At 60.2% G+C, this 14,413-nt stretch carries 3 protein-coding genes; 1 reads left to right on the forward strand and 2 read right to left on the reverse strand.

Annotation, left to right across the window (positions count from 1 at the left end; genetic code table 11):
- Positions 1-11,502: tandem-95 repeat protein (locus tag Q8L50_RS00715; RefSeq protein WP_305346726.1), on the forward strand; the 11,502-nt coding region annotated here is incomplete at its 5' end.
- Positions 11,503-11,732: 230 nt separating this feature from the next.
- Here Q8L50_RS00715 and Q8L50_RS00720 read toward each other — a convergent pair.
- Complete coding sequence (locus Q8L50_RS00720; RefSeq protein ID WP_305346727.1) at positions 11,733-13,631, reverse strand: LapD/MoxY N-terminal periplasmic domain-containing protein; 1,899 nt, start codon at positions 13,629-13,631, stop codon at positions 11,733-11,735.
- Between the two features lie 46 nt (positions 13,632-13,677).
- On the reverse strand, positions 13,678-14,385 hold the full coding sequence (locus Q8L50_RS00725; RefSeq protein WP_305346728.1) for a transglutaminase-like cysteine peptidase: 708 nt from the start codon (positions 14,383-14,385) through the stop codon (positions 13,678-13,680).
- Between the last annotated feature and the right edge of the window lie 28 nt (positions 14,386-14,413).

Genomic DNA, 14,413 nt, shown 5'->3' on the forward strand with positions numbered 1-14,413 from the left:
AACGCCGCCGGTGCCTGGACCTACACCACCAGCAGCGCCCTGAACAACCTGAACGCCGGCCAGGTGGTGACCGAGGTCTTTACCGTCACCACGACGGACGGTGCCAGCAGCACGGTGACGGTCAACATCACCGGCACAAACGACGGCCCGGTAGCGGTCGCTGATACGGGCACGGCAGTCGAAGCCGGCACAGCAGCGGGCAGCAACGCAACGGGCAACGTACTGACAAACGACACCGACGTGGACACCGGTGATACCAAGACCGTGTCAGCCATCACCGGCGGCACACTGGGTGTGGCCAGAGTGGGCACCTACGGCAGCGTGACCCTGAACGCAGATGGCACCTACACCTACGTCGTGAACAACGCCAACGCCACGGTCAACGCACTGAGGACGGCAGCCAACACCCTGACGGACACATTTACCTACACGATGGTCGACGCTGCAGGCGCGAGCAGCTCGGCCAACCTGGTGATCACCATCCAGGGCAGCAACGACGGCCCGGTAGCGGTCGCTGATACCGGTGCAGTGAATGAAGACGCCACTTTGACGGTGAATGCCGCAAGCGGGGTCCTGGCCAACGACACCGATGTAGATACCGGCGACACCAAAGCGGTGTCGGCGATCACGGGTGGCACAGTAGGCAGCGCCGTCAATGGCACCTACGGCACCATCACACTGAGTGCAGATGGCAGTTATTCATACGTGGCCAATCGACCCTCGGCGCAAGCTCTGGCAGCCGGGCAGACCGCTGTTGACACCTTTACCTACACCGTCAGTGACACGGCGGGGGCCACCAGCAGTACAACGCTGGCCATTACCGTGACGGGTATCAATGACGCACCAGTGCTGGCCGATACCGCAGTGGTGATGACCGCTGTCAACGAAGACGCAGGCGCCCCATCCGGCGCGGTGGGTACCCTGGTGTCTGCCCTGCTCGGTGGTTCAACAGACGCAGATACTGGCGCTGCAAGCGGCATTGCCATCACGGCAACCGACGCCACGAACGGCACCTGGTTCTATTCAGTCAACGGGGGGACCAACTGGATTGCAGTTGGCGCTGTGAGTAATGTCAGTGGACTTCTGCTGGCTTCCAATGCAAGCACCCGGGTGTACTTCCAGCCGAACGCCAATTACAACGGGTCCATCGCCACGGGCCTCACCATTCGGGCATGGGATCAAACCACCGGTACAGCCGGTACCAAGGTAGATACATCCGTCAATGGCACTACGACCGCGTTCTCTAGCGCTACCGACACGGTTGCCATCACTGTCACTGCTGTCAACGACGCTCCCATCAACACGGTCCCGGGCGGCCAGACCAGCACTGAGGAAGCCAGCAAGGCCATCACCGGATTGAGTATTTCGGACGCCGCCGACGGCAACACTGGCTCCATGACGGTCACCCTGGCCATGACCAACGGCACGCTGACCGTCACGGGCGGCACTGCCACGATCACCAATAGCGGCACCAACAGCGTCACCCTGACAGGCACTGTGGCGCAAATCAACGCGACGCTTGCGTCCAACGTCACCTACGTTCCTACTGCCGACTTCTATGGCAATGCAACGCTCACCATGACCACCAACGACAACGGAAACGTTGGTGGCGGGGCACTGACCGATGTCGACACGGTCACCATAGCTGTATCTGCTGTCGTCGATATCGCTGACGATAGCGCCACGACAGCCGAAGATACGCCAGTTACCATCAGTGTTCTGGCCAATGACAGCTTTGAAAATGCAGGCCGGACCATCACTGCAGTCAATGGCGTCTCAATCACGGCGGGGGGCGCGTCGGTTGCGGTAACCAACGGAACCGTAGCGCTCAACGCTAGCGGCCAGTTGATCTTCACGCCAGCGCTCAACTACGTTGGTGCAGCATCGTTTACCTACACGGTGACAGCTGGCGGCGCAGACGAGACGGCCACTGTCAGCACCACCGTGACGGCGGTCAATGACGCTCCAGTCAATGTTTTTGGTTCAATTGCAGTTGTTGAAGACGTGCCGACCGCGATTACCGGTATCAGTGTCAGCGATGTGGATGTGGCTTCTGGCACCATCACCGTGACCCTGAGCGTCCCGGTGGGGACGTTCACAGCCACAAGCGGCGGCGGCGTAACGGTTTCTGGTTCTGGCAGCACCTCTCTGGTCTTGTCGGGTACCCAGGCCAATATCAACAGCTTCATCGCGGCTTCCGGGGTCGTCTATACCACCGCCGGCAACGCGAACGGTACCGTGGTGATGACCATGACCACCGATGACGGCGGCAACACCGGCACCGGGGGGGCGCTCACGGATACGGACAACATCGTCATCAATATCACGGCTGTCAACGATGCGCCTGTCAATACCGTACCGGTCGCACAGACAACCAGCGAAGACACCAGCAAAGCCATTACCGGCCTGGCCATCTCTGACGCTGCGGACGGCAACACCGGAACGATGACCGTCACTTTGAATGTGGCCAACGGCACTCTGCTGGTCAGCGGCGGAAGCGCCACCATCAGCAACAGTGGCACCGGCACGGTCACCCTCTCCGGAACCGTGACCCAGATCAATGCCACCCTGGCAGCAAGCGTCACCTATGTGCCCAATGCCAACTTCAACGGCACAGACACGCTGACCATGACCACCAACGACAACGGAAACGTTGGCGGAGGCGCGTTGACCGATGTCGATACTGTCAGCATCGCTGTGAGCGCAGTCAACGATGCGCCGGTGAACACCGTCCCGGTGTCGATGGCAGTCACTGAAGATGTGGCCACCGCACTGACCGGTATCAGCGTGGCAGATGTTGACTCTGGCGTCAGCAGCATTTCCGTGACACTCAGCGTACCTGCGGGCACCCTGGCTGCCACCGCTGGCGGCGGGGTGGGGGTATCTGGCTCCGGGACGGGCAGCCTGGTGTTGAGCGGCACGCAAGCCAACATCAACGCCTTTATTGCGGCCAGCAACGTCGCCTACACAACCGCGCTCAATGCAAACGGTGCGGTCACCCTGACGGTCACCACCAGCGATCTGGGCAATACCGGTACCGGCGGCACCCTGACCGACGTGGACACGGTTACCCTGAACATCACAGCGGTCAATGACGCGCCCACGGTGACCAGTGCCAATACCATTACCTACACAGAAAACGGTACCGCGCTGGCCTTGAACCCCGCCATTGCCATTGCCGACGTGGACAACACCACACTGGCCAGTGCAACAGTCACCATTACCAATTTTGTCGCCGGACAAGACGTATTGGCATTGACCCTCAATTCGGGAACGATGGGCAATATAGCGATTGCCAGCAACACGGGCGGGGTGTTGACCTTGACTTCGGCTGGTAACACCGCCACGCCTGCGCAGTTTGCAGCAGCACTTGCAGCGGTGACCTACCTCAATACCAGCGAGAACCCGAACACGACCGCTCGCGCCATTACCTACGCAGTCAACGACGGAACCACGTCCAGCGTCTCGGTGGCAACCACCACCGTCAACGTGACCAGCGTCAACGACGCACCGACCCTGACCGTCACCGCAGCCAGCCCCAGCTTCACCGAGGCGGCTTTGTCTGCGCAGGCTGCGCCTGTGGCCGTGTTCAGCGCCGCCGCTATCAGCACCGTTGAGGCCGGGGAGACGGTCACCGGACTCACCTTCACCGTAACGGGCCTGCTCAATGGTGCCAACGAATCCATAGTGGTTGATGGCCGGACCATCACCTTGGGGGTCACCAGCTCGGGCACAACCACTACCAACGGCCTGACCTTTACCGCCACTGTGAGCGGCGGCACAGCCACAGTGGTGCTATCGGGCGGGACACTTTCTGCAGCAGCAGCACAGACATTGGTCAATGGCATCACCTACCAGAACACCAATATCAACGACCCCACCGCTGGCAACCGCACCTTCACCCTGACCCAGATTCAGGACAGCGGCGGCACGGCCAATGGCGGGGTCAACACCACCACGCTGTCTACCGCGTCAGTCGTGACGGTTGTACCGCGCAACGATGCACCTACGCTGACAGCGACCGCGTTGAACACCACCTTTACGGAAACCGCGGTGCTGAACAACCAGGCTGCGGCGGTATCGGTATTCAGTACCGCAGCCATTGGCACGGTTGAAGCCGGTCAGACCATTACCAGCTTGACCTTCACCGTCGGCGGTTTGCTGGACGGGGCCACTGAGACCATCGTGGTAGATGGTCGTACCATCAGTTTGGGGGCCAACATTGCAGGCTGGACGGCGACCAATGGCTTGACTTACACGTCCACGGTGAGTGCAGGCACGGCCACCATCACCTTGACCGGTACTTCGCTGACGCCTGCTCTGGCACAGACGTTGGTCAATGGCATCACCTATCAAAACACCAACCTGGACAACCCGACTGCGGGCGTGCGGACGTTTACCTTGACTGAGGTGCAAGACAGCGGCGGCACGGCCAACGGCGGGGTCAATACAACCGCGTTGTCTGTTGCCTCTACCGTCACGGTGGCGGTGAACAACGACGCACCTGTTCTGGATCTTGACGATAGCGGAGCGGGAACCGGCTATTCCACCACCTATACCTATGCGGGCGGCAGGGCGGGGGTGAAAATTGTTGATTCCGATGTGCTCATCACAGACATGGACAGCACAAATATCGCCAGCGCCACGATCGATATTAGTACAAACTTCAATGACCGGGGCACCGACTCGCTGTCGTTCAATAACATCAATCCGACCAAATTCACGAGCACCTACAACGCCACCACCGGCACGTTGGTGATCAGTACTATCGGCGGGCAGACCGCCACCCTGGCCGAATACCAGGCTGCGCTGCGGGAGGTGACTTTCGATAACGTTAGTGCCAATCGGGCACGGACACGCAGTGTGGATATTTTTGTCACGGATACTGCGGGCGCTACCAGTAACACTGCCACCGCCTCCGTTGTTTTTTCTACCTCTACGGCACCACGCGCTTTGGTCGCCGCAGCCAGCGGTGATGAAGATGCAACGTACATCGCTATCCAGTTAAACGGAACCGATGACACCGCGATCACCCGCTTCCAGGTGGCCAGCAACCCGGCCGGGGGCACGTTGTACAGCGATGTCGGTCTGACAAACGTGGTGGTGCTCAATACCGATTACACCGCGACCAATAACAGCCTGACGCTGTACTTCAAACCGAACGCCGATTACAACGGCAGCCCGACCTTCAACTTCAAGGCTGGCGATGCAACGTTGCTGACAGCCAATACCGTCGCCACCATCACGGTCAATGCCGTCAACGACGCTCCTGTGCTGGCGGACACCGTACTGAGTTTGGCCAACGTCAACCAGAACGCTGCAGCGCCCGTGGGCGCAGTCGGCAGCCTGGTATCCACGCTGGTGGGCGGTATCACTGACGCTGCAGACGGCAGCGCAGTCAGGGGTGTGGCGATTACCGGCGCCGATGCCACCAATGGCACCTGGTTCTTCTCGACCGACAATGGCACCACCTGGCTGGCTGTTGGTACTGTCAGTAACAGCAGCGCTCTGTTGCTGGCTTCTGATGCCAATACGCGGGTTTACTTCCAGCCCGCCACCGACTTCAGTGGTGCCCTACCCACCGCCCTGACCCTGCGTGCCTGGGACCAGACTTCCGGCGTGGCGGCCACCAAGGTGGATGTCAGCACCAACGGCGGTACCACCCCGTTCTCGGCAGCTACCGATACGGTGTCCATGAGTGTCACCTTCGTCAACAGCGCACCCACCTTGACTGCCACCGCTGTGGCGCCCACCTTCACCGAAGGCACGGGCTCCACGCAGGCCGCTGCAGTCGCGGTGTTCAGTGGCGCTGCGGTCAGTGCGGTAGAGGGCGGCCAGAACATCACGGGCTTGACCTTCACCGTGACGGGCTTGCTCAACGGTGCCAATGAGTCGATCGTGGTTGACGGGCGCACCATTACGCTCGGGGCGACCAACTCCGGCACCACCACCACCAACGGTTTGGGCTTTACGGCCACGGTCAGTGGTGGTACCGCTACCGTGGTGTTGACCGGCGGCACCATGTCTGGCGCTGCGGCGCAGACGCTGGTCAATGGCATCACCTACCAGAACACCAGCGTGGACAACCCGAGCGCTGGGGACCGTGTGTTTACACTGACACAGGTCAGGGACAGCGGCGGTACAGTCAACGGTGGTGTGGACACCACCACGCTGTCCATTGCTTCAACGGTGACTTTGGTGGCGGTCAACGACGCACCTGTCAATACAGTGCCAGGCGCCCTGCAGACTACCAATGAAGACACCACCAAGGCAATCACCGGTTTGTCGGTGTCCGATGTGGATGCCAATGCCAGCAGCATTACCGTGACACTGGTGGTGACCAATGGCACGCTTACCGTCAGCGGCGGTACTGCCAGTATTTCTGGCAGCGGCACAGGCACTGTGACCCTGACGGGCACGGTGGCGCAGGTCAATGCAACTTTGGCCGCGACGGTCAATTACGTCCCCACTGCCGATTACAACGGTGCTGCGACCCTGACCATGACCACCAATGACGGTGGCAATACCGGTGGCGGCGCACTGACAGATGTAGATACCGTCAACATCTCGGTGGCGGCGGTTGCCGACATCAGCAACGACACGGTGGGCACTGCAGAAGACACCGTGGGCACCTTCACCGTACTGGCGAATGACACCTTCGCCAACGCCGGAAAACTGATCACAGCCGTTAATGGCCTTGCCATCACGGCTGGCGGTGCGGCAGTGACCGTGGCCAACGGTACGGTGGCCTTGAATGGAAGCGGGCAATTACTCTTCACGCCGGCCAGCAACTTCAACGGTGCTACCTCCTTCACCTACACCGTGACTTCGGGGGGTGTGACTGAAACCGCCACCGCCAACGTGACAGTCAGTGCTGTCAACGACGCACCTGTCAACACCGTGCCTGGCTCGATCACTGTGACTGAGGATGTGGCTTCGGCCATCACTGGTATCAGCATCAGCGATGTTGATGCCGCCGGCAGTACCCTCAACGTCACGTTGGCGGTACCGGCAGGCACGCTTGCCGCCACTTCAGGCGGTGGTGTGACGGTATCGGGCTCTGGCTCGGGCAGCCTGGTGCTGTCTGGCACACAAGCCAACATCAACAGTTTCATTGCTGCCAGCAGCGTGACCTACACCACGGCACTTGATGCCAACGGCGCGGTGACGCTGACGGTGACCACCAGCGATCTGGGTAACACCGGCAGCGGCGGTACCCTGACCGATGTGGACACCGTCACGCTGAACATCACCGCCGTCAACGACGCGCCGGTGTTGGATCTCGATGCCAGTACAGGTGGTACCGGTTATGTGACCGCCTACACCGAAAACGGTGCTGGTGTACAGATCACCAATTCAAACCAGGTGTTGACGGACGACGCAACCAACCTGGCCAGCGCCACCGTTACCCTGACCAACTGGCAGGCAGGAGACGTGCTGGCCATAGGTTCGATTCCTGCAGGTATCAGCTACACCCTGTCGGGCCCGAACAGCAATATCCTGACCCTCACCGGTGCGGCCACAGTGGCAGACTACAAAGTGGCATTGCGGGCCATCACCTACGCCAGCACCTCTGAAAACCCCAACACCACGCCGCGCAGCATCACCGTGGTGGTGAATGACGGTCTGGTAAACAGCAACGTGGCAACCACCACCGTTAATGTGACTGCCGTGAATGACGCACCCACGCTGGACCTGGACGGCAGCGCCGCCGGCACGGGCTTTTCGACCTACTTTGTGCGCAGTGGGCCGTCTTCCACCGCCATTGCGATAGCCGACATTGACCGCGTCATTACCGACGTTGACAGCGCCAACATGACTGGCGCCACTGTCACATTGACCAACTGGCAGGCCAGTGATGTGTTGTCGGTGGGTAGTTTGCCCGGTGGTATCTCGGCGGTGATTTCCGGGGCCAACAGCAACATCGTGACCTTGTCGGGCTCTGCTTCTGTGGCCGACTACCAAACCGCGCTCAGCGCCATCCGGTTCAACAACCTCAACGGGTCGGCCAGTCTGACCGCGCGTACCTTCACCGTGACAGTGACAGACGGCGCGCTGGTCAGCAACACGGCCACAGCGACCGTCAATATGGCGACTTCCGGCGCTCCAATAGCTTCGGCAGCCAGTGCAACCGGCAATGAAGATGCGGCTGGCGGCATTCCGGTGACCTTGACCGCGGTTGATCCCAACGGCACGATCAGCACTTTCACCCTGAGCAGCTTGCCGACCAACGGTACGCTGTATACCGATGCGGGCATGACGGTGGCCGTGACCGCCAGTACGGCCTACGCCGCCACCGGGGACAGCCTGACCTTGTATTTCAGGCCTACCACCAACTGGGCAGGCAGCACAACGTTTAACTTCTTTGCGACAGACAATTCGAGTACCAACAGCACGGGTGCAGTCGCCACGATCAATGCCACAGCGGTGGCAGACGCGCCGACCTTGTCGGTGGCCAACTCGTTCACTCAGGTGTTCAACACCACCTGGGAATCGGTAGGCGCTTTGACTGCAACCGCAGATGACACCAACAATGCGACGCACGCCAAGGGAACTGCGCCGATTGAAGGGTGGTCACTGGCTACCCCGGCAGTGGCGGACACTGTTGGCAGCTCGGGCGGCACCCAGGTCAGCGAGTTTTATTTCAATGCCGACGGCGACCAGCTACTCAACTCGAACAACGCCACCATGTACACGGCTGCCGGCATGCTGGGCAGCACGACCGGTGGCGACGCGCAGCGGGTATTCCTGCACCTGGACAACGCGGCTAACGGCACGGTGCCCAGCCCCAATTACCAGACGCCCGCCATTACCCGCACCATCAACGTGACAGACATTACCAATGTCTATCAGCTGAGTCTGAATTACGCGCCCGATGCAGCACCCACTGCCAATACCGGCTTCCAGGTGCTGGTGGATGGTGTGGTGGTGGGCACCTACACAGCGGGGGCTGCAAATTCTGCGCTGGTCTGGCAGGCCGTGCGCACCGGTTTCAACTTCACGACAACGGGTAACCACACCATCACGATTCAGACCACCTCGCCAGAGACGGGTAATGGTGTGGGTGGCTACTTTGATGACATTCGTCTGGTAGAGGCCCAGGGTGCCTTGCAGGACAACTACAACTCTGTCAACAACACCTATGTCAACAACATTGGTAACGTCACGCGCATAGCGCTTGCCGGGGAAATCACGGCAGCGCTGGTGGATACCGATGGCTCTGAAACGCTGTCGCTGTTCATCACCAACATGCCGGGCGGATCGCGCATTGTGTCCGGGGCAACCACCTACAGCCCGGTCAACGGCCAGGTGACGATACCCTACAGTGCACTTTCAACCGCCTTTTTGATGTTCCCTGAAGATTACTCAGGCCGTATCGATCTGGGCGTGACTGCCACTTCCACCGAGAGCCTGAACAGTGCGACTGCAAGCAGTTCAGCAACGCTGACCTTCCATATCTTCCAGCAGGGTATGTCATCAGGCAATCCGCCCTTAATGGCGGTGGTCAATGACACCACCATCGTGGAAGGCGACTACGCGTTGTTTGATATCCGGCTTGGCGCACAAACTGCCAACGACGTCACGGTCACCCTGCAAACCACCAACGGTACGGCTACCGGTGCCGACTATGGTTCAAGCCTGCAGTACTCGCTCAATGGTGGTACCACCTGGACCAACTACACCGGCAGCATGGTTGTTTCCTCGGGCAAGACCAGTGTTCTGGTGCGCACCACCACCACGGTCGATGGCAGTATCGAGGGTTCCGAGACCTTCACGCTGACGGCCACGGTCTCGTCCGGTCCGGTAATCAATTCGGTCGCCGTCGGGACGGCCACCATCCTTGATCTGGACAGCGCCCCTATCCTCCAGGTCCGGCCTGTCGGCCAGTGGACATTTGACGAAGGCTTTGGCATCCCAGCCGTCAACGAATACCGGAACATCATTGGTACCCTTTCAGACGCGAACACCACCAATGGCAACGCGTCGCCGACCTGGATTACCGGCCACGCCGGTACATCAGGAACTGCCATACAGTTCGACGGTAAAGGTGCGACGCTCGCGGTGGATCCGGCTGAACTCGACCCCATCACCGGTTCAGCCACCATCAGCTTCTGGATCAACACGACACAGAAGCTCTCTACCGATGCAGCCCAGTTTGGCGGGACCGATATAGGCTGGAATCGGCCCAGCGTCATTGGTTCAGAGCAAAACGGCGCGGTCAACGACGCGCAGTGGGGTTGGCTTGACAACAATGGCCGCATTGGACTGAACGTTGGCGACACCGCTGGCGCCAAGAGTACAACCATCATTTCCGACGGCACCTGGCACTTTGTCGCCATGACCCGGAATGCAACCACCGGCCAAACCCAGTTGTGGGTAGATGGTGTGCTGGAGAGCACGGTTACAGCGGGCGGCCTGGCCGGCACCATCACCAATGTGTTCGGCATCGGCTTTACCAACGGCGTCTATGGCAATTTTGACCGCCGGATTGACAACGACAAATACCTCAATGCGGGTATTGATGATCTGCGCATTTACGACAGTGTTCTGACCAATGAACAGGTGCGCTCCGTCTGGAACACCGAGATCAACCACCATGACGTGGGTATTGCCAACGACGGTAGCTCCTTCAAGTTTGAGGTGACGGCACGCGCTTTTGACACGTTGACAGTGTCGGGCCTGCAGACTGGCTGGGTGATCAGCGACAACGCGGGCCACAGTGCCACCATTACCAGCGGTGTTACGCAATCGGTCGATATTTCAACATGGAGCTTCACCAGCCCGCTGACTGTCACAGGTGTCACTACGTCGCAATCTGCGCTGATTGACGTTACCGCCACCAAAGGCGTTCACCAGGTCGATCAACTCCTCAGTCTTGTCAGCATCTCCAACTCCTATGAAGGAACCAGCGGCAACAACACCCCGACGCTCACCGCCAATTCGGACTTTGCGTTCGGCAACGACGGCGTCGACACCTTGAACGGCGGTGCAGGTGATGACCGGCTGCATGGCGGCGCGGGCAATGATATTCTGGACGGCGGTGATGGCCGCGACCTGATTATTGGAGGCCAGGGTTCGGACATCCTGACAGGTGGAGCGGGCGCCGATATTTTCGCCTGGCAGCTGAACGACGGAGGTACCGCAGGCGCTCCCGTCACCGACACCATCACCGACTTTGGTCTGGCTGCCCGGTCGGCAGGTGGCGATGTCCTGGACTTGCGCGACCTGCTGGTCGGCGAGGCCTCTGGCACGCTGCTGGGACAAGACAATCTGGCGAACTTCCTGCATTTCGAAAAATCGGGAGCCGACACGATTATTCACATCAGCACCACGGGTGGCTTTGGTGCAGACCCGCACACGGTGGGCGCCCCGTCCGGGGTGGTGACAGGCGCAGAAAACCAGCGGATTGTGCTTTCTGGCGTGGACATGATTGGTGTTTTCACCACCGATCAGCAAGTGATCCAGGACTTGTTGACCAAAGGCAAGCTCAACACAGATTGATGGAAGCCGGGCGGAGGCAGGCACAGGCAGCGGTTTTGACCGTCCAGAGCCCGCATACTGCCGGGGCCGGCCCGCTTTTTTATAAGCGTTTTAGGCCTGTAGCCCTTGCTGCATGAGTGTAAGCAGCTATTGTTTTAATAGCGAACGCCTCATGAAAGGAGTGGCTCGGCGATGGCCTGCGGCGCGCACGCTGGTCGATGGTGCACTGTGCTGGCGGTGGATCAGGCGGGTTACTTGACGGCGGGCCCGGCCACGCCGTCAAAACCTGCTGCGTCCAGTGCGACCAGCTCGGCGCGGTCAATCAGTCCTCCAGCCAGTACCTGCATTCCCATTTTGTGCGCGGCAAGTGCCAGACCCTGAAGGAAGATCTGGTTGTCTGCGCTGTATTGCAGCCCTCTGACCAAGCTGGAATCCACCTTCAGGTAGTCCAGCCCGAGATCATGCAGCGCATCAGCCTGGTCGAAGCGGCGGCCGAAATGTCGCAAGCCCGCACGGCTGCCCGCCTGTCGTACCTTGGCGGCAAATGCGCGGAAGCTGTCGATGTGTTTGACTGCTGCGGATTCAGCCACTTCCAGCCAGAGGCGACTGGCCACGCCCGGACTTTTGCGGATCTGGTCCAGCAGTTTTGTGTAGTGCTGTTCAGCGCTGATGGAGAGCGTTGAAAGGGTGATGGACAGGCCGGGCAGGTGGGGCTCGCCCGCAAGTTTTTCCTGTGCCAGCTTGATGGCTTGCAAGTCCATCGCTGGCGTAAGTTGACCGGCCTCAGCGGCTTGCATCACATGCCTGGCAGGCTCCCAGCCAGTTGCGCTTTCCAGCATCAACTCCAGTGTGCATTCGCGATGCAGGAGCTTGCCCGACATATCGGTCACGGGCAGCGAGCGCAATCGGGTATGGTTTTGCTCCAGCGCAAGCCGGATCAATGTGACGGCTTCCTCGCCAGCTTCTGGCGCGAGCTCCGGACTGGCTTCCCGAATCGTGTTGCCGCCTTGTGCCTCGGCGGCAATCAAGGCCGAAGAAGCCTGTGCCATCAGGCTGGGCATGTCCTGCCCGCGCATCAGCTTGCTCATGCCGATGCAGGCTGCTGGACCGTCTGCGGTCCACGGCGCGTTTGCCTGAACCAGCGACGCCATCAACTGGGTGGCAACCTGGCGCGCATCGACCTGGGCCGGCAGGAGCAGCGCAAAATCGCCATCCCCGATACGTGCTGCCACTGCGTGACTTAGCAGGGCCTGGTGCCGAAGGGCCTGGCCGGTTTTCTTCAGGAGCTCATCTACGGAACTTGCGCCTATGCGTTGGCCTAGCGCGGAAAAATCGGCAAGGCGCACAAGCAGCAGCGTGCTGCCCGCAGCCTCGTCGCTATCGAGCGAGTCCAGCAGTTGAACCAGAAAAAAGGTGCGGTTGGCCAGACCCGTGAGCGCGTCGTAGTTGGCGGCCAGGCGCAGGACTTCGAGGCGATGCGCTTCTTCCGCAAACATGGTCTTGAGCCGCGCGACGGTGCCATTCATCGCGATGGCCAGCTGCCGGAGTTCAGGCACATCCGGCACGTCTATCAGGACAAACCGGCGCTCGCTGATGGCGTTGGCCTGATTGATCACGCGCTGCAGCGGTTCACGCAGGCGGCCGAGAATGGTGGCCGCCAGCACCCCGCCCACCAGCCCGGCGAGGGCCAGTGCCGCCACCAGTTGCAGAACACTTTTCCACAAGGCTTCGTAGGCAAAGCGGCTGTTGCTGATCAGGGTCAGCGTGCCCACCTGATTCCAGCCGTTGCTGATGCTCGCCTGGCCCGGTTTGGCGTACAGCGGCAAGAGCTGCGTGAACCAGTCTGGCACGGATAGGCCCCGACCAGGTGCGGCCTTTTCCACGATGGGTTTTCCAAGAGGGTCAACCACCCGTATTGACGCATAGTGCCCGCTGTCAAACAAGGCCGCAACCGTCAACTCGATCATGACCGCATCGGCATTTTGTTGGCTCAGTGCCAGCGCCAAAGCGGTTGCATTGTCGGTGTTTTTGGCACTGAGCTGCTCTGACAGGTAACTTCGCGCATTCAGCGTGGACGCCAGCAGGCCGCCCAGCAGCGCCAGCAGCATACTGAGAATGATTGCAAGCCACATTTGGCGGTACATCGACATGTCAATTCCCCTCGGAACAGTTCGTTATAACGTGTTGTACGGTCATTCAGTCAAATCCCTCTGCGCGCACGCGCCGCAGCAACTCCTGCCAGCGCGACAGGCTGGTCGGCCCACCGGTGCCCCGCGCCCCGGTAGCGCCTTGCCACAGGCCCTCTGCGTTGAAGCTGAACACTGGCAGCAGATCAGGGCGGCGCGACGCCGGTTGCACATCGGTGATCAGGTTGTCCAGAATCAGTGGTTCGGCCTCGGGCGTGGGGTAGTAGGCCAGCACCATATGCGCTTGTGTGATCCTGCTGTTGACGCCGCCCAGACTCGCCTGCACATAAATCAGGCGCATCTTTTCTTCAGGAACGCGCAGCAGCAGCAGGGTGAAGTATTTGGCGATGGCAAAGTCTTCGCAGTCGCCCGCGCCCCTGCCCAGGGTTTCCATCGGTGTTGCCCAGTAGTCGCTCTGCCCCCAGATTTCCTGATCCTCGCCAAAGCGGATGCGCCGGTTGAAGAAGTCGTTGACCTGTCTGAGTTGGGCTGGCGGGGTGCTGTCTGCGGATTGCTGGAGGAGTTTTTGCCAGTCCTGGAAGGACCCCTGGGCCGCCGGCCCAAAACGGGCGGACAACTGGGCTTGCATCCGGACAAAATCCACTGCCGCGACCTGCAGCGCCCCAACAACAAGCATCAAAGCGACCAGGGTGGCTTTGAAAAAGCTGGAGAAGTGTTTCGTTTTTGCCGCAGCGGCAAAATTCAGCGGGGATATCAATTGCTCTTCTGAAAAACCTGCGTTAGTA

Source organism: Polaromonas sp. (genome assembly GCF_030680935.1).
In the GTDB taxonomy this organism is placed as follows: domain Bacteria; phylum Pseudomonadota; class Gammaproteobacteria; order Burkholderiales; family Burkholderiaceae_C; genus Polaromonas.